Below are 17,441 nucleotides of genomic sequence, written 5' to 3'. Positions count from 1 at the left end.
CTCACGATGTTCGCCATCCCTAGACTTCCCATACAGGGCGTCACTCGGGGGACTATGTAATGGGGCATGGAGTGCCTGAACTCGTACTCGAATTGAACGGACGGACCTGGACGCTCGACCCGTCCCGGTCCTACAGCCTGGGCAGAGATCCGCAGGGCGACATGGTGCTGGACGACGCCAGGGTCTCCTGGCGGCACGCCACCGTGCGCTGGGGCGGGCGCAGTTGGGTCATCGAAGACCAGGGCAGCACCAACGGCACGTACGTCCAGGGGCAGCGCATCCACCAGATGGAGATCGGCCCCGGCTCCGCGGTGCACCTCGGCAACGCCACGGACGGCCCGCGGCTGAGCCTGTCCGGCAGCGCCGCGCCGGCCCCCGGCGTGCACGGCGCGCAGACCGCGATGGCCTCGCCGCAGGCCCGGCCCGCGCCGCAGCAGCAGGGCGGCCCCGGCTGGGCCGCGCCGCCGCAGGCCCAGCAGCCGCCGGTCCACCAGGCGCCCGCCCATCAGCCCCCGGCCCATCAGCCCCCGGCCCATCAGCCCCCCGCACACCAGGTACCGCACCAGGCCCCGGCCCACCAGGTGCCGCAGCAGGGCTGGAACCAGCCGCCGCAGGCCGCGTACGCCCCGCAGCAGCCGCCCCACGGCGGGCCCCCGGCCGCCCAGCAGCCCTCCGCGGACCGCTCCCACGCCGCCGCCCCGCCGGTCTACGGCGACCGCAGCCCGACCACCTTCCACCGCCTCGACCTCGGCCGCGTCATGCGCATCGGCCGCGCGCTGGAGAACGAGCTGGTCGTCTCCGACCTCCAGGTCTCCCGGCACCATGCCGAGTTCCGGGCCACGCCCGACGGCCGCTTCGAGATCCACGACCTCGGCAGCCACAACGGCACGTACATCAACGGCCAGCCGGTCCCCAGGTCCGGCAAGGCCCCGGTCGGCCCGAACGACATCATCGGCGTCGGCCACTCCACGTTCCGGCTGGTCGGCGACCGGCTGGAGGAGTTCGTCGACACCGGCGAGGTCTCCTTCTCCGCCCGCCACCTGACCGTGACGGTCGACGGCGGCAAGCAGATCCTCAAGGACGTCTCCTTCGGCGTCCCGGAGAAGTCGCTGGTCGCGGTGATCGGCCCGTCCGGGTCCGGCAAGTCCACCCTGCTCAAGGCGCTGACCGGCTACCGGCCCGCCGACCAGGGCGACGTCCTCTACGACAACCGCAACCTCTACAAGCAGTTCGCCGAGCTGCGCCAGCGCATCGGCCTGGTCCCGCAGGACGACATCCTCCACAAGGAGCTGACCGTCCAGAAGGCCCTCAAGTACGCGGCCAAGCTGCGCTTCCCCGGCGACACCGCCGAGGCCGAGCGCACGGCCCGGATCGACGAGGTGCTGCGCGAGCTCAAGCTGGACATCCACAAGGACAAGAAGGTCACCTCCCTGTCCGGCGGCCAGCGCAAGCGCGTCTCGGTCGCCCTGGAGCTGCTGACCAAGCCGTCCCTGATATTCCTGGACGAGCCGACCTCCGGCCTCGACCCGGGCATGGACCGCGACGTCATGCAGCTGCTGCGCGGCCTCGCCGACGACGGCCGCACGGTCCTGGTGGTCACCCACTCCGTCGCCGAGCTGGCCCTGTGCGACAAGCTGCTGGTGATGGCGCCGGGCGGCGGCGTGGCCTACTTCGGACCGCCGGAAGAGGCGCTGAACTTCTTCCAGTACGACACCTGGGCGGACGTCTTCTCCGCCTTCGAGAACTACCGTGACTACGACTGGATGGGCCGCTGGCGCGGCTCCCCGCACTACCAGATGTACGCGGCGGACATCGACGCCGTCGCCCCGCAGTCGGTGTCGGTCCAGGCACCCCCGGCCCGGATGCAGAAGTCCCAGAGCTGGGGTTCGCAGCTGTGGACGCTGATGCGGCGCTACGTCTCCGTGCTCGCCTCCGACCGCGGCTTCCTGGGCCTGATGCTGATCCTGCCGGCCGTGCTCGGCGTGGTCTCCATCCTCATCCCCAGCCCGAACGGCCTGGGATACGGGCCCAAGGGCCCCAACCGCGACGCCAGCACGATCATGCTGATCCTGGCGGTCGGCATGTGCTTCTCGGGCGCCGCCAACTCGGTCCGCGAGCTGATCAAGGAGCGGGTCATCTACGAGCGCGAACGGGCCACCGGCCTGTCGCGCTCCGCGTACCTGATGTCCAAGGTCATCGTGCTCGGCGTGGTCACCGCCTTCCAGGGCGTGATCATCGCGGCGATCGGCTTCACCCCGCGCAAGATGCCCACCGAGGGCGTGCTGTTCACCCACGCGCCGGCCGTCGAGATGGGGCTCGCGGTCATCGCGCTCGGCTTCACCTCGATGATGTTCGGCCTGATCATCTCGGCGCTGGTCAAGACCGCCGAGAAGACCATGCCGCTGCTGGTCATGTTCGCCATCGTCCAGGTGGTCTTCACCGGCGTGCTCTTCCAGCTCTTCGACACGGTCGGTGTCGCGCAGGTGGCCTGGCTGATGCCGTCGCGCTGGGCGGTGGCCGCGATGGGCGCGACCGCCGACATGAACACGCTGCTGCCGTGGGAGGCGGGCAACCCCGACCCGCTGTGGAAGCACGAGGCGAGCGTCTACGGCATGGACATGATCATCCTGCTGGCGCTCGGCGTGGCCCTCGCCTTCGTGGTGGCCCGGCTGCTGCGCCGCCACGAGCCGGAGGTCATGCGCAAGTAGCGCACGGCACGACGACGACCGCCGAGGGGCGGCACCCACCACTGGCGGGTGCCGCCCCTCGGCGGTCTCGCGTCCTGAAGCGGACGGGCGGCGGGCCTGCGCGGCGCGCCGGTCCGGCTCAGTACGCCGAGTCGACGTTGTCCATCGAGCCGTAGGTCGCGGCGGCGTACTTGCACGCGGCGGTGATGTTGGCGACCGGGTCGAAGATGTCCCAGGACGTGCCGTCGACGTGGTACGCCTGGAAGGTCGGGTCGATGACCTGGAGCAGGCCCTTGGACGGGGTGCCCTGCTGCGCGTTGGAGTCGTAGCCGTTGACGGCCTGCGGGTTGCCGGTCGACTCGCGCATGATGTTGCGCTGGATGCCCTCGTACGAGCCGGGGATGCCCTGCTTCTGCATGATGTCCAGCGACTCCCGGATCCAGCCGTCCAGGTCGTTGCTGTACGTCTTGGCCTGCTCGGGGGCGGGCGCGGCGGCGCGGTCGGAGGAGCGGCTCGCGGTCTCCTGGTCCTTGCGCTCCTGGTCGGCCTTGGCCTTGGCGTCGGCCTCCTCCTTGGCCTTGGCCTCGTCCGCGGCCTTCTTCTTGGCCTCGGCGGCGTCCTTCTCGGCCTGCTGGGCGGAGGCGTCCGCCTGCTTGCCGATGGTGTCCTGCTGGGTCTTGGCGGCGTTGTCGACCGCGCTGAAGGCGACCGGCTTGACGTTCTGGACGGCGGCCTGGTCGTTGCCCTCCTTGGCGTCGGCCGAACCCGGTACGACGGCGAAGACCAGGGCGGCGGCACCGGCTGCGGCGACGCCGGCGGCCGAGAGCTTGTGCGTCCGGTTCAGGCGGGCGTAGCCGGGGATGGCGTGCTTGGGCATGCGGGGTCAGACCTCTTCCAATGGGGTGCGCCGCTGTGGCCGGGGGAGGCGATGCACGCCGAGTTCTGTCCACGGCGCCGAGCGACGGGAGTCATTGTTAGCGGCCGAAAATTCGCCGAGCAAAGAGCCGATTTACGATCCCGGTTAGTGGAACCCGGGGTGCTGATCTCGCGTCCCGGCCGGGTCCGCCCCAGGTGTACCCCGCATCATCCGAAGGTCATACGCCCGACATAAAGCCACTAATGCCGTTCGTAAGTGACCTGGGTCCTATGTGCGGCGTCACACCGGGCAAGAGGTTTAATTGCCCGGTGTGATTGCGCCCGCACACTGTGTCAGTGAATTAGATCTCCACCAGCACCTGGTCCAGGGTCTTTCGGACCAGATCCGGTACGCGACAGTCCTTCGCCGGATATCCGACCGGGATCACGGCGAACGCCTTCTCGTTCGCGGGCCGCCCCAGCACCTCCTGGAGGAAGCGCATCGGGCTCGGTGTGTGCACCAGCGCCGCCAGGCCCGACAGGTGCAGCGCGGACAGCAGCATCCCGACCGCGATGCCCACCGACTCGTCCACGTAGTAGTGCTTGTGCTTGGCGCCGTCCTCGCCCAGCCAGTACCGCTGCTCGAAGACGACGATCAGATGGGGTGCGTCGGTCAGATGCGGTTTGATCTCGTCCGTGCCCAGCGGCCGCAGCGCCGCCAGCCACTCCGCGCCGAGCCTGCCCGCGTAGGAGACACGTTCCTCCTCCTCTGCCGCCTCCCGGATGCGCCGCCGCACCTCCGGGTCCTTGACCAGGACGAACGTCCAGGGCTGCTGATGCGCGCCGGAAGGCGCGGTGGCCGCGCAGGCGATGGCGTCCCGCACCACCTGCTCCGGCACCGGATCGGCGGAGAACTGCCGGACCGTCCGCCGCCGGTCCATCCGCTCGCGCAGCTCGGCGGCACGGGCCAGCGATTCGCCGGCCGGTATCCGCTCGGGGTGATACGGCACCGACCGGTAGGGATCGCCGTGGGTCGGTGTCCAGTTCCTCGTGGGTGTCGACATGCTCCGAGTCTGGTGCTCAGGACGGCAGCACGAGATGGAGATCCCCGAACTCGTGCCACAGGTAGCGGTGCCGTACGGCCTCCGCGTACGCCCGGCACAGCGCGTCGCCGAAGGCCGCGCCGCCCGCGGCCGCCCGCCCGACCGCCTCCAGCATCAGCAGATGCGACGCCTGCGGCTCGTGCAGCCCGGTCAGCAGCCCGTCCACCGCCCACACCCCGCGCTCCGGGGTGACGACCAGATCGGTCCACCCGGACGCCGCCCGGATCCGCCCGTCCACGCCGGCCGCGCTCTCCAGCGCCCGTACGGCCGTCGTCCCCACCGCGACAACCCGGCCGCCACCCGCCCGCGCCGCGTTGATCTGCCACGCCGTGGACGGCGGCACCGCGAACCGCTCCGGGTACGGCGGCTCGTACGCCTCCGCCGACGCCACCCCCGTGTGCAGCGTCACCGGCGCGATCTGCACCCCCCTGCTCACCAGCCGCGCCACCAGGGACGCGGTGAACGGCCGCGCCGCACTCGGCATCTCCGCGCTGCCGCCGCCGTCGGGCGAACCCACCGAGAACACCGTCTGGTACGCGGACAGCGGCTGGTCCCGGTCCGTGTAGCCGTACCGGATCGGCCGCCCGTACCGGCGCAGCAACTCCTGGACCGGCGCCCCGGACGCCCGCGCCCACCACAGCCGTACGCTCCCGGGGTCCACCGGCGCCCGCAGCGTCAGCCGCGCGCCGCCCGGCAGCCGCACCTCCGTGCCCGCCGGGCCGCCCGCCCGCTGCCGGGTACTGCCACAGCCGTCCGGCGTCCGCAGCTCCACCGCCCAGTCCCCGGCCGCCGCCTCCGGCCGCGGGTACCGGCGGTCCGCCCGCGTCGAGAAATGCACCACCACCGGCTCACCACGGCCCCGCCCGTCCCCGGTCCGGCCGTCCAGCGCCGCCGCCAGGGTGCGCGACGTGTTCACCACCAGCACGTCCCCGGCCGACAGCAGCCGCGGCAGCTCCCGGAACGCGTGGTGCGCCGGCTCCGCCGCGCCCCGGCTGACCAGGAGGCGCACCGCGTCCCGCCCCCGGCCGGGCGCGCGCTGCTCGGCGGGCTCCCGGGCCGACAGCTCCGGCGGCACCCGGAGCACCTCGGCGGTCACCGGGCACCGTCCAGCAGGGCCGAGGCCGCGTACCGTCCGCTGGCCGCACCGGCGTCCAGCAGCCGCAGCAGCGCCGGTACGACCGTCTCGGGCAGCGGGCGCGTGGCGCCGTCGTCGGAGGGCACGGCCGCCGCGTACAGATCCGTGCGCATGTCGCCCGGATCCACCCACCACACCCGCAGCCCAGGCTCCTCGACCGCCAGCACCGCCGAGAGCTGGTCGAGCGCCGCCTTGGCCGCCCCGTAACCGCCCCAGGCCGGGTACGCCTCGGCCGCCGCGTCAGAACTGATGTTGAGCACGGCCCCACCGGCGCCCGGCGCTTTGCGGGACTCTGCCCCCATATAAGAAGAAGGAGCATTGCCGTCCCCTATATAAGGAGAAGCCGTCGACGCCCCAAAGAGCGACGAGCCCCGCAGCAGCGGCAGCGCCTCCTGCACGAGCCCCAGCGGCGCCACCGCATTGACCTCCAGCGCCGCCCGCAGCCCGTCGAGCGGATGCTCCTCCAGCCGCACCAGCGGCTCGACGCCCAGCACACTCGCGTTGTTCACCAGCAGATCCAGCCCGCCCAGCTCCCGCGCCGCGGCCACCAGCTCCGCCCGGTGCGCCGCGTCCGTCACGTCCCCGGGCCGCGCCACCACCCGCGCCCCCGCCCGGCGCAGCCCGCGCGCCGCCTCCTCCAGCGGCCCGGCCGACCTGGCGTCCACCACCAGATCCCAGCCACGCCCGGCCAGCGCCGCACCCAGCGCACGCCCCAGCCCCTTCGATGCCCCCGTGATGACCGCCACCGGCATGCCCCCGTACCGCCTCTCCGTCTCGGCTCCGTCTCGACGCGCTTCCTTGCCACTCACGCTAGGAACCGGGCGGACCGGGCCACCACGGGCAGCGGGCGGGGCGGCGCAGGGCACTTCGCCCTAGGGCGGTGGACCTAACCGAAGAGCGCCGGTGGTCCGATACGGGCGGCACGGGCCGCCGGTACCGTGAAGCCATGACCAACGGACCGGGAGACGGACGCGGACCGGGAGACGGGCCGGGCGCCGGAATCCCCGCCGTGAGCAGCGCGATCCTCGCCATGAGCCGGCACCTGGAGGTACGCGACGTCCTCAAGACGATCGTCGCCTCCGCGCGCGAACTGCTCGACGCCGAGTACGCCGCCCTCGGCGTGCCCGACGACCACGGAGGCTTCGCCCAGTTCGTCGTCGACGGCGTCAGCGAGGAGCAGTGGAAGGCCATCGGCCCGCTGCCCCGCCAGCACGGCATCCTCGCCGCGATGCTGCACAACGCCACCCCGGAGCGGCTCGCCGACGTCCGCGCCGACCCCCGCTTCGGCGGCTGGCCCGCCGCCCACCCGGACATGTCCGACTTCCTCGGCCTGCCGGTCGCCGACGGCGACGAGATCCTCGGCGCGCTCTTCCTCGCCAACAAGAGGTGCCCCAAGCCCGCGGGCGGCTGCGGCTTCACCTCCGAGGACGAACGGCTGCTCGGCATACTCGCCCAGCACGCCGCCATCGCCCTGACCAACGCCCGCCTGTACGAGCGCAGCCGCGAACTGACCATCGCGGGGGAGCGCGCCCGGCTCGCCCACGAACTGCACGACGCCGTCGCCCAGAAACTCTTCTCGCTCCGGCTGACCGCCCAGGCCGTCACCGCCCTCGTCGACCGTGACCCGGCCCGCGCCAAGGACGAGTTGCAGCAGGTCGCCGCCCTCGCCGCGGAAGCCGCCGACGAACTGCGGGCCGCCGTCGTCGAACTGCGCCCCGCCGCCCTGGACGAGGACGGCCTCGTCGCCACCCTGCGCTCCCAGACCCAGGTCCTGGACCGCGCCCACCACGCACGCGTCACCTTCGAGGCCCAGGGCGTACGGGCCCTGCCCGCCGCCCAGGAGGAAGCACTGCTGCGCGTCGCCCAGGAAGCCCTGCACAACGCCCTGCGGCACTCCGGCGCCGACCGCGTCGAGGTGACCCTCGTACGGCACGGCCAGGGCGCCCTGCTGCGCGTCGCCGACGACGGCTGCGGCTTCGACACCCGCGCGGTCCGCCGCGCCGGGCGGCACCTGGGCCTGGTGTCGATGCGCGACCGGGCGAGCGGCGTCGGCGGCCGGCTCACCGTGAAATCGGAGCCCGGCAAGGGCACCGCTGTCGAGATGGAGGTACCCGGTGGGTGAAGACGCGAGGGGCGCGACGGGGGTCCCCCCGGACGAAGCCCGGGGGAGTGCCGAACGGAGGGCGGGGACGGCCGACGGGCGGGCCATCCGGGTCCTGCTGGTCGACGACCACCAGGTCGTCCGCCGCGGGCTGCGCACCTTTTTGGAGGTTCAGGACGACATCGAGGTGGTGGGGGAGGCGTCCGACGGCGCCGAGGGCATCGCCGCCGCCGAGCAACTGCGCCCGGACGTCGTCCTGATGGACGTCAAGATGCCCGGCATGGACGGCATCGAGGCCCTCCGCAAGCTGCGCGAACTGAACAACGCGGCCCGCGTGCTGGTCGTCACCAGCTTCACCGAGCAGCGCACCGTCGTACCGGCGCTCCGCGCGGGCGCCGCGGGCTACGTCTACAAGGACGTGGACCCGGACGCGCTGGCCGGTGCCATCCGTTCCGTACACGCCGGACACGTCCTGCTCCAGCCCGAGGTGGCCGGCGCGCTGCTCTCCCAGGAGGAGGGCAACAACGGCCAGGGCCGCGGGACGTCGCTGACCGACCGGGAGCGCGAGGTCCTCGGCCTGATAGCGGACGGCCGCTCCAACCGCGAGATCGCCCGCGCGCTGGTGCTGTCCGAGAAGACCGTCAAGACCCACGTGTCGAACATCCTGATGAAGCTCGACCTCGCGGACCGGACCCAGGCCGCCCTCTGGGCGGTCCGGCACGGCATCGGCGCCTGACGGACCGGGCCCCGGACCGGACCGGGCCGGACGGCCGGTCCGGGGCCCGGGACCGGCGGTGATCCGACTATCAGGGCACGGGCCGGTCCGGCGTCATCCCATCCGAGATTCATACCGTCGGGTGGACGTCACCCGTGTGGCGCAACCCACCCGGCGTCCGGCCGTTCTCCATGGCGTGCCGCGGAAGTCGACCGCGGCCGTTGTGAGGAGAGGTCAGAGAAGTGAAGAACATCAAGAGGGCCGTGGCCGTCACGATCGCGACCGGCGGGCTCGCCGTCGCCGGTGCCGGTATCGCCTCCGCCCAGGGTGTCGCGCAGGGCCACGCCGTGAACTCCCCCGGCGTCGCCTCCGGCAACCTGCTCCAGGTCCCGGTGCACATCCCGGTCAACGTCACCGGCAACTCCGTCTCGGTCGTCGGCGTCCTGAACCCGGCCTTCGGGAACCGCAGCCACAACTCCTGACCGCCTCCGCGTCACCGGCCGGCCCGGCCACCCACCCCCGACGGGCCGGCCCCGCCGCGCAGCCGACGACCACCACCCCACGGCCCCGGGCCGACACGTGAGGAACACTTCCATGAACACCGCCAAGAAGGCCGCCCTCGTTCTCGCCACCGCCGGGCTGGCCGCCGGTGCCGCCGCCGGCTCCGCCGCCGCGACCGGGCACGCGCACGCCAACGGCGCGGCCGTCAAGTCCCCCGGCGTCCTCGCGGGCAACCTCGTACAGATCCCCGTGGACGTGCCCGTGAACATCTCCGGCAACACCGTCAACGTCGTGGGCGTCCTCAACCCGGCCCACGGCAACACCGCCGCGAACCACTGACCCACGGCACACCCTGGACCGCGCACCCGCGTCCACCCGAAGGCCCCGCCCGACCGCACCCCGGCCGGCCGGGGCCTTCCCCGTACGGCCAGGGTTTCCCCGTACGGCCGGGCCTTCCCCGTACGGCCGGGCCTTCCCCGTACGGCAGCGGCCGGAGCGGAGATCCTGCGGAAGCGGACCGCCCCGCCCGGCCCGCCGCCCCGGCTCACCCCCGGCGCCGCTCCGCCTCCTCCACATACGCGTTGTACGCGGCGACCTGCGCCCGCCGGGCCGTGCGCTCCACCGGGCGCAGCGCCTCGGCCCGCGCCGCCATCTCGGACGCGCTCACCGCCCCGCCGTGCTCCTGCCCCTCACCACCCGCGCCCCGCGCGATGCCGATCAGCGCACCGACCCGCTGCGCCAGCTCCAGCACCCGCACCGCCCGCGGCGGATAGCCGGGCGCCAGCACCTGCCGCCCGGCCTCCGCCCGCGCCCGGTACGCCTCCAGCGCCGCCTGCGCGACCGGCCCGGAACCGGCCACGTCCAGCCGGGAGAGCACCTCGGTGGCCTCCCGCAGCGCCTCCGCCAGCTCCCGCTCCGCCTCGCCGAGCGAGGGCACGTCCGCCGGAGGCGCGTCCCGTATGGGCAGGCAGTGCCAGACCACCTCGACATGCACGTCCTCGCGCGCGAGCGCGGCGCCCTCGGGGCCCGACTCCCACACCTCCGGGACGAGCCCCAGCGCTGCCCCGGACGCCAGCACCGCCTCCTCGGCCTCCATCGCCCGCGCGTTGAACTCCGGGGGGCCGCTCAGCCCCAGCGGATGTCCCGGCACCGGCAGCGCCACCCGCAGGCCCGTCGCCCCCAGCGTCCGCAGCCGCCCCAGCGCGAGCGTCAGCCCGACCGGGCCCGGCTCCCCGGGCAGGCCCCGCACGCGGTGCACCGCGTCGTCGTCCGCGATCCGCTGCGCGGCTTCATCAGGTGAGACAAGCCCGGCCAACAGGGCATTTCCCCACGCGGCCAGGCGTCCCGAACGAGGTTCATCGAGCATGTCCCCAGCCTAAGGACAGGCACTGACATCGAGTGGCGTAGGTTTGCAGGGGGGATGCGCCCACAGGCGCACGAGACGACCGATGATGCAATGGGAGACAACGCGCTCATGAGCGATGTGCTGGAGCTGGTGGACGTATCCGTGGTCCGCGAAGGACGGGCTCTGGTGGACCAGGTCTCCTGGTCGGTCAAGGAAGGCGAGCGCTGGGTGATCCTCGGCCCCAACGGCGCCGGCAAGACCACCTTGCTCAACGTCGCCTCCAGCTACGTCTTCCCGAGCACCGGCACCGCCTCGGTCCTCGGCGAGACCCTCGGCAAGGTCGACGTCTTCGACCTGCGCCCGCGCATCGGCGTGGCCGGTGTCGCCCTCGCCGACAAGCTGCCGCGCAGCCAGACCGTCCTGCAGACGGTGCTCACCGCCGCGTACGGCATGACCGCCGGCTGGCGCGAGCAGTACGAGGACATCGACGAGCAGCGCGCCCGCGCCTTCCTCGACCGCCTGGGCATGAACGACTACCTCGACCGGAAGTTCGGCACGCTCTCCGAGGGTGAGCGCAAGCGCACCCTCATCGCCCGCGCGATGATGACCGACCCCGAGCTGCTCCTCCTGGACGAGCCCGCGGCCGGCCTCGACCTCGGCGGCCGCGAGGACCTCGTACGCCGCCTCGGCCGGCTCGCCCGCGACCCGTACGCTCCCTCCATGATCATGGTCACGCACCACGTCGAGGAGATTCCCCCGGGCTTCACCCACGTCCTGATGATCCGCCAGGGCAAGGTCCTCGCCGCCGGACCGCTCGACCTGGAGCTGACCTCCAGCAACCTCTCCCACTGCTTCGGTCTGCCGCTGCTCGTCGAGCGCCACGGCGACCGCTGGACCGCCCAGGGCCTGCCGCTCTCCTGACACCGTGACCGGACGGCCCCTGTCCCGGGCCGTCCGGCGGATCTACCATGAAGGCGTGGATCCATGGGTGTGGTGGCTCATCGCCGCCGTAGGGCTGGGCATTCCGCTTGTCGTGACCGCGATGCCGGAGTTCGGGATGCTCGCGGTCGGCGCCGTCGCAGGCGCCGTGACCGCGGGCCTCGGCGGGGGCACGGTCATGCAGTTCATCGTCTTCGCCGCCGTCTCGGTGGCGCTCATCGCGGTGGTACGCCCCATCGCCAACCGCCACCGGAACCAACGCCCGCAGCTGGCCTCGGGGATCGACGCCCTCAAGGGCCGCTCGGCCACGGTCCTGGAGCGGGTCGACGCCGCCGGCGGCCGGGTCAAGCTGGGCGGCGAGGTCTGGTCCGCCCGCGCGCTGGACGCGGACCAGGTCTACGAACCGGGCCAGAAGGTGGACGTGGTGGAGATCGAGGGCGCCACCGCGGTCGTCATGTGAGCGTTCAAGCCAGTCGTCATACGAGCGCACGGATGAGGCGAACCGCCAGCGCGCCGGCCGGTCGCTCTGGAAGACTCGATCAAGACAGGGCCGGCCCAGGCCGCCGAAGCCAGTAACCGAGGGGACCGGGGAGCCGCAGTGGAACCGATCATCATCGTCCTGATCATCCTGGTGGTGCTCGTTTTCATCGCACTCATCAAAACGATCCAGGTCATCCCGCAGGCCAGCGCCGCCATCGTCGAGCGCTTCGGCCGCTACACCCGCACCCTCAACGCGGGCCTGAACATCGTCGTCCCGTTCATCGACTCCATCCGCAACCGCATCGACCTGCGTGAACAGGTCGTCCCCTTCCCGCCGCAGCCGGTGATCACCCAGGACAACCTGGTCGTCAACATCGACACCGTCATCTACTACCAGGTCACCGACGCCCGCGCCGCGACGTACGAGGTCGCCAGCTACATCCAGGCCATCGAGCAGCTGACCGTCACCACCCTCCGCAACATCATCGGCGGTATGGACCTGGAGCGGACCCTGACCTCCCGCGAGGAGATCAACGCGGCCCTGCGCGGCGTCCTGGACGAGGCCACCGGCAAGTGGGGCATCCGCGTCAACCGCGTCGAGCTCAAGGCGATCGAGCCGCCCACCTCCATCCAGGACTCGATGGAGAAGCAGATGCGCGCCGACCGTGACAAGCGCGCCGCCATCCTCCAGGCCGAAGGTGTCCGGCAGTCCCAGATCCTCACCGCCGAAGGTGAGAAGCAGTCCTCGATCCTGCGCGCCGAAGGTGAGGCCAAGGCCGCCGCGCTGCGCGCCGAGGGCGAGGCCCAGGCGATCCGCGTGGTCTTCGAGTCCATCCACGCCGGCGACCCGGACCAGAAGCTGCTGTCCTACCAGTACCTCCAGATGCTGCCGAAGATCGCCGAGGGCGACGCCAACAAGCTCTGGATCGTGCCCAGCGAGATCGGCGACGCCCTCAAGGGCCTCGGCGGCGCCATCAACAGCTTCAACCCCGCGGGCGGCGGCGCCCCGGCCGCCGGTCCCGGCATGACCAAGTCCGCCCCCCACCGCGAACAGCCGACCATCGACTGACACGGTCCCGTCCAGGGCCCGTCTCCGGCAGCGCGCGCAAAGCGCTGCCCCGGGGACGGGCCCTGGTGCATGATCGGGAGACCGTACCGATCATGCACGAGGGAGCTCGTATGACCGTCTGGGAAGCGCTCGCCGTCTTCGCGGCGGGCGGCGCCGCCGGTGCGATGAACGTCGTCGTCGGCTCCGGCACCCTGGTCACCTTCCCGGTCCTGCTGGCCACCGGCCTGCCACCGGTCACCGCCAACGTCTCCAACACCCTCGGCCTGGTACCCGGTTCACTCAGCGGCGCCATCGGCTACCGCCGCGAACTGGCCGGCCAGGGGCGCCGCGTACTGCGCTTCGCCGCCGCGGCCCTGGCCGGCGGCCTGATCGGCGCCGCCCTGCTCCTGACGCTGCCCTCCGAGGCCTTCGACGCGATCGTGCCCGTCCTGATCGCCGTGGCACTGGTCCTCGTCGTCGTCCAGCCCCGCCTCGCCACCGCGCTGCGCGCCCGCCGCGAACGCAACGGCACCACCGCCCGTACGGACGGTGGTGCCCTGCTGCTGACCGGCCTGTTCCTCGCGAGCATCTACGGCGGCTACTTCGGCGCCGCCCAGGGCGTCATCTACCTCTCCCTGATGGGCCTGCTGCTGAGCGACGGCCTCCAGCGCGTCAACGCCGTCAAGAACGTCCTGACCCTGCTCGTCAACGCCGTCGCCGCGCTCTTCTTCCTCTTCGTCGCGCACTTCGACTGGCTCGCCGTCGTCCTCATCGCCACCGGCTCGGCCCTCGGCGGCCTGATCGGCGCCAAGATCGGCCGCCGTCTGCCGCCGGCCGTACTGCGCGGGGTGATCGTCGCCGTCGGCATCGTGGCGATCACCCAACTGCTGCTGAAATGACCCGTACGGGCGCTACGCGGGCAGCCCCAGCCACTCCGGCAGCTCCTCCCGTACGGAACCGGCCAGCGCCGCCACCAGAACGTCCGCGGGCGTCGGCTCGAACGGCCGGGTCAGCAGCCGCATCCCCGCCTGCTCCGGAGTCCGGTCCGCCTTGCGGTGATTGTCCTCGGCGCAGGACGCGACCGTGTTCAGCCAGCTGTCCCCGCCACCGCGCGACCGCGGCACGATGTGGTCCACGGTCGTCGCCCGCCGCCCGCAGTACCCGCACCGGTGCTGGTCGCGCACCAGCACACCCCGCCGCGACCACGCCGCCTGTCTTCGGAACGGCACCCGTACGTACCTGCTGAGCCGGATCACCCGCGGCACCGGTACGTCCACCGCCGCGGCCCGGATCCGCAGCCCCGGATGCGCCTGCTCGACCACGGCCTTGTCCTGCATGACCAGCACCACCGCGCGCCGCAGCGACACCGTCGCCAGCGGCTCGAAGCTGGCGTTGAGCACCAGTGTCTCGCGCATCCCGTCCACCTCCCGGTCCCCGTTCGCCGCTCGGCGAAGTGGCTCCACTGTGCAGCTCCAGTGATCCCCTGGACAACGCAATTTCCGCACGCCACAAGGGAGATGAGAGATGACGGGGAGGTGAAGGTACGAGTGCGCGAAAGGGGGCGGACAAAAGCACGCCACGGCGCGAAGCGGGCGGCACGCTCCGGGGCCCCACCCCCGTGCGTTCGCCGGGACCCCGGAGCGTATGGCAGCCGGCGCGGCCGTCCGACACGAGAGCGGACTCCGGCAGGCGACCGGCGACACACCTGCGCCCCGCCACCTCCGCCGCTGCGGTGCCGGCTGCCCGACGGCCGTCCTGCGAGCCGTTTGCCAGCCATGCACCACTGTGCGAGCGGAAGCGCCGGGGCGCAACGGATTTAGGGCCGGTGTCCGGCCCGTCCACTTCCGGACGGCCCGGACACCGGTCCCCTGCTCAGCTCCCGGCCGGCACCTCGTACTCGCCGATCAGCTGGGCCCGCCCGATCGTGTGGAACCGCAGCATGAAGCCGACCACGGCCGGCGTCGCGTCCGCGTCCGGACCGAGCCGGTCCTGGTCCACCGCGTACACGGTGAAGACGTAGCGGTGCGGCCCGTCACCGGGCGGCGGCGCCGCACCCGTGAAATCCAGCGACCCCGCGTCGTTGCGCACGTGGACGGCGCCCTCCGGCAGGCCCTTCATGTCACCGCTGCCCGCACCGGCGGGCAGCTCGGTCACCGACGCGGGGATGTCGAAGACGGACCAGTGCCAGAAGCCGCTGCCGGTCGGCGCGTCCGGGTCGTAGCAGGTGACGGCGTAACTGCGGGTCCCCTCCGGCGCGCCCTCCCACCGCAGGTGCGGCGAGGTGTTGCCCTCCGCCTGCACCTGCGCCGACGGGAGCGTTCCGCCGTCGGTCACCTCGTCGCTCACCACGGTGAACCCGGCCACCGGCGGATGGAAATCGTGCGGGAGCGGCCGACGCTTGAGCTCGGACACCTGGGCACCTCCTGAGTCGCGAATGGACACCTGTCCGGCCAGGTTAGAGCCTGTGCGCCGGACGGCGGGCGCCCGGCCGGGGGCGGCACCCGGCCGCCCGGCCGGAGGCGGAGCCCCGGCTCCTACAGCCAGTTCCGCCTGCCACCGACCTCGGCCAGCCACTGGTTGAGGTACGCCGCCCAGTCGGTCGCCTCGAACCCGTTCAGCGGCACCACGAACGAGCGGTACGTGTCACTGCCCTCGCTGAAGAGCCCCGGCTTCTTGTCCATCTCCAGCACCACGTCCATCTCCCGGTCGTCCGCCACGAAGGACAGCTCGACCTGGTTCAGACCGCGGTACTGCTGCGGCGCGTGGAACTCGATCTCCTGGTAGAACGGCAGCCGCTGCCGGGTGCCCCGGATGTGCCCCTGCTCCAGGTCCGCGCTCTTGAAGCGGAACCCGAGACGGCCGAAGGCGTCCAGCAGGGCCTGCTGCGCGGGCAGCGGATGCACGCTGACCGGATCGAGGTCGCCGGAGTCCACCGCACGGGCGATGGCCAGCTCCGTGGTCACCCCGATGTGCATCCCGTGCAGCTGCTGCCCGAGGAACGTCGTCACCGGCGTCTCCCACGGGATCTCCAGCCCGAACGGCACCGTGTGCACCGCACCGGCCTGCACCTCGAAGGCCCCGCCCAGCTGCAGCCGGGTGAACTCGACGTCCTTCTTGTACTCCTCCTGGCCGCTCTCCACCTCCACCCGCGCCTGCAGGCCCACCGACAGCTTCTCGATCTGCTGGGCGACCGAACCGCCCTGGATCCGCACCTCGCCCTGCACGACTCCGCCCGGCACGACGTTCTCCTCGAAGAGCACCGTCTCCACCGACGCGCCTCCGGCCCCCAAGCTGGCCAGCAGCTTCTTGAACCCCATGCTCGTTCCTCCCCAGGCAGACGCCTGTACCTCGTGTGATGCGCCGTGATCCCGGCCGGTCCGTCAGCTACCCACGCCGGGCGGGGTCGGCCGGTTCCGTGAGCGACACCATCCCAACGGAACGCCCCGGTGGCCAGTCGCCCACACGGTGCTTCGCGTCGCTCTCCGTTACCCTTGATCCGCATGATCGTCGCACCGGACCGCCGTCCCCTCACGCGGGACTTCTTCGACCGTCCCGTCCTGGACGTCGCGCCCGAGCTGCTCGGCCGCACCCTCGTACGCCGTACTCCCCAGGGGCCGATGGAACTGCGCATCACCGAGGTCGAGGCCTACAACGGATCCTCGGATCCGGGCTCCCACGCCTACCGGGGACGCACCGAGCGCAACGCCTCGATGTTCGGACCGCCCGGCCACGCGTACGTGTACTTCATCTACGGCATGTGGTTCAGCCTGAACCTGGTCTGCAACAAGGAGGACACCGCCAGCGGTGTCCTGCTGCGCGCCGGTGAAGTGCTCACCGGAACCCGGCAGGCGACCGAACGCCGCCCGAAGGCACGCAACGCCCGCGAACTGGCCAAGGGCCCGGCCCGGCTCGCCACCGCCCTCGGCATCGACCGCTCCCTGGACGGTACGGACATCTGCTCCACCGACCCGGACCAGCCGCTCACCGTCCTACAGGGCCACCCGGCGGACACCGCGAAGGTGCTCAACGGCCCGCGTACGGGCATCAGCGGCGAGGGCGCCGTGCACCCGTGGCGCTTCTGGATCGACGGCGATCCCACCGTCAGCCCGTACCGCGCCCACGTGCCGCGCAAGCGCCGGAGCAGGGCTGCTTGACTCTGCCCTCCGGACCGCCTAACGTGGCCCGAGCCGCTTGAAACGGGCAGCGCTGTCTGCGCAGGCCGCCGAGCGACGCGAACCCACTACCTACGAACGATCACCCCGGCGGGGTCTTTTTTCGCTTGCCGAAAATCGACACCACGGCGCGATTATGCGCTGCACGGGAATTCGCCTAAAGTAGTGATCACGCCGAAAGGCAAGCAACAAACCCCGCCGACGGGGAATCGGAACTGAATTCAGACCGGAAACGGACTGCGAATCGGATCTGATAGAGTCGGAAAGGCCGAAAAGCGAAAGCCGGACGGTCACCCCGCTCCAGCAGGGAGCCAGATACGGAAAGCGGAAACGCCGAACGATCTGGTAAGGTTGGAACCG

18 protein-coding genes are annotated in these 17,441 nt (G+C 72.0%); 10 read left to right on the top strand and 8 right to left on the bottom strand.

What is annotated here, in order from left to right:
* Positions 1-71 precede the first annotated feature (71 nt).
* Positions 72-2,708 carry an FHA domain-containing protein gene (locus tag A6A06_RS06375; protein ID WP_443333719.1) on the top strand — a complete coding sequence of 879 codons (2,637 nt, stop codon included), beginning with the start codon at positions 72-74 and terminating at the stop codon, positions 2,706-2,708.
* Between the two features lie 118 nt (positions 2,709-2,826).
* Here the strand turns inward: A6A06_RS06375 and A6A06_RS06370 are convergent, their stop codons facing one another.
* From A6A06_RS06370 to A6A06_RS06355, 4 genes are all read right to left on the bottom strand, one after another.
* Entirely contained in the window at positions 2,827-3,564 is a 738-nt protein-coding gene (locus A6A06_RS06370) for a transglycosylase SLT domain-containing protein (protein ID WP_073759924.1), read from the bottom strand.
* 340 nt (positions 3,565-3,904) lie between these two features.
* Positions 3,905-4,606 (bottom strand): nitroreductase family protein, encoded by a 702-nt coding sequence (locus tag A6A06_RS06365; RefSeq protein ID WP_199930730.1) that lies wholly within the window; start codon positions 4,604-4,606, stop codon positions 3,905-3,907.
* Positions 4,607-4,622: 16 nt separating this feature from the next.
* Complete coding sequence (locus A6A06_RS06360; RefSeq protein WP_073759920.1) at positions 4,623-5,741, bottom strand: S-adenosylmethionine:tRNA ribosyltransferase-isomerase; 1,119 nt, start codon at positions 5,739-5,741, stop codon at positions 4,623-4,625.
* The gene (locus A6A06_RS06355; RefSeq protein WP_073759918.1) at positions 5,738-6,532 is read right to left on the bottom strand and encodes an SDR family NAD(P)-dependent oxidoreductase; all 795 of its coding nucleotides are present in this window, start codon (positions 6,530-6,532) and stop codon (positions 5,738-5,740) included. The genes A6A06_RS06360 and A6A06_RS06355 overlap by 4 nt, the downstream gene beginning before the upstream one ends.
* Positions 6,533-6,726: 194 nt before the next feature.
* Between A6A06_RS06355 and A6A06_RS06350 the strand changes: the two genes are divergently transcribed.
* The 4 genes from A6A06_RS06350 (at position 6,727) to A6A06_RS06335 (ending at position 9,436) form a co-directional block, all read left to right on the top strand.
* A complete protein-coding gene (locus A6A06_RS06350; protein ID WP_073759916.1) occupies positions 6,727-7,902 on the top strand; it encodes a GAF domain-containing sensor histidine kinase in 1,176 nt (391 codons plus the stop codon).
* Positions 7,903-7,987: 85 nt separating this feature from the next.
* On the top strand, positions 7,988-8,617 hold the full coding sequence (locus A6A06_RS06345; RefSeq protein WP_073760235.1) for a response regulator: 630 nt from the start codon (positions 7,988-7,990) through the stop codon (positions 8,615-8,617).
* A 221-nt stretch (positions 8,618-8,838) separates the two neighbouring features.
* Positions 8,839-9,078: a chaplin gene (locus A6A06_RS06340; protein ID WP_073759914.1), complete on the top strand. Its 240-nt coding sequence runs from the start codon at positions 8,839-8,841 to the stop codon at positions 9,076-9,078.
* Between the two features lie 112 nt (positions 9,079-9,190).
* A complete protein-coding gene (locus A6A06_RS06335; protein ID WP_073759911.1) occupies positions 9,191-9,436 on the top strand; it encodes a chaplin in 246 nt (81 codons plus the stop codon).
* Positions 9,437-9,641: 205 nt separating this feature from the next.
* On the opposite strand, the gene A6A06_RS06330 is transcribed toward A6A06_RS06335, so the two are convergent.
* On the bottom strand, positions 9,642-10,463 hold the full coding sequence (locus A6A06_RS06330) for a hypothetical protein (RefSeq protein ID WP_073759909.1): 822 nt from the start codon (positions 10,461-10,463) through the stop codon (positions 9,642-9,644).
* A 108-nt stretch (positions 10,464-10,571) separates the two neighbouring features.
* Here A6A06_RS06330 and A6A06_RS06325 point away from each other — a divergent pair, with 108 nt between their 5' ends.
* The 4 genes from A6A06_RS06325 to A6A06_RS06310 all read left to right on the top strand — a co-directional run bounded on the left by A6A06_RS06325 (position 10,572) and on the right by A6A06_RS06310 (position 13,808).
* Positions 10,572-11,363, top strand: coding sequence for an ABC transporter ATP-binding protein (locus tag A6A06_RS06325; protein WP_073760233.1), 792 nt, complete (start codon positions 10,572-10,574; stop codon positions 11,361-11,363).
* 67 nt (positions 11,364-11,430) lie between these two features.
* Positions 11,431-11,841, top strand: a complete 411-nt coding sequence (locus A6A06_RS06320; RefSeq protein ID WP_073759907.1) for an NfeD family protein — start codon at positions 11,431-11,433, stop codon at positions 11,839-11,841.
* A gap of 138 nt (positions 11,842-11,979) precedes the next feature.
* Complete coding sequence (locus tag A6A06_RS06315; protein WP_073759905.1) at positions 11,980-12,930, top strand: SPFH domain-containing protein; 951 nt, start codon at positions 11,980-11,982, stop codon at positions 12,928-12,930.
* Positions 12,931-13,040: 110 nt separating this feature from the next.
* Positions 13,041-13,808, top strand: a complete 768-nt coding sequence (locus tag A6A06_RS06310) for a sulfite exporter TauE/SafE family protein (RefSeq protein ID WP_073759903.1) — start codon at positions 13,041-13,043, stop codon at positions 13,806-13,808.
* Positions 13,809-13,820: 12 nt separating this feature from the next.
* Here the strand turns inward: A6A06_RS06310 and A6A06_RS06305 are convergent, their stop codons facing one another.
* From A6A06_RS06305 to A6A06_RS06295, 3 genes are all read right to left on the bottom strand, one after another.
* A complete protein-coding gene (locus A6A06_RS06305; protein WP_073759901.1) occupies positions 13,821-14,324 on the bottom strand; it encodes an HNH endonuclease in 504 nt (167 codons plus the stop codon).
* 457 nt (positions 14,325-14,781) lie between these two features.
* Positions 14,782-15,321, bottom strand: a complete 540-nt coding sequence (locus A6A06_RS06300; protein ID WP_073759899.1) for a YbhB/YbcL family Raf kinase inhibitor-like protein — start codon at positions 15,319-15,321, stop codon at positions 14,782-14,784.
* Between the two features lie 122 nt (positions 15,322-15,443).
* Entirely contained in the window at positions 15,444-16,226 is a 783-nt protein-coding gene (locus A6A06_RS06295) for a sporulation protein (protein ID WP_073759897.1), read from the bottom strand.
* Positions 16,227-16,409: 183 nt separating this feature from the next.
* On the opposite strand from A6A06_RS06295, the gene A6A06_RS06290 reads away from it, so the two are divergent.
* On the top strand, positions 16,410-17,063 hold the full coding sequence (locus A6A06_RS06290; protein WP_073759895.1) for a DNA-3-methyladenine glycosylase: 654 nt from the start codon (positions 16,410-16,412) through the stop codon (positions 17,061-17,063).
* Positions 17,064-17,441 lie beyond the last annotated feature (378 nt).

The organism is Streptomyces sp. CB02923 (assembly GCF_001905005.1).
GTDB lineage: Bacteria > Actinomycetota > Actinomycetes > Streptomycetales > Streptomycetaceae > Streptomyces.
The sequence above is the reverse complement of the archived record's forward strand: the minus strand, read 5'-3'. Positions and strand labels throughout refer to the sequence as shown.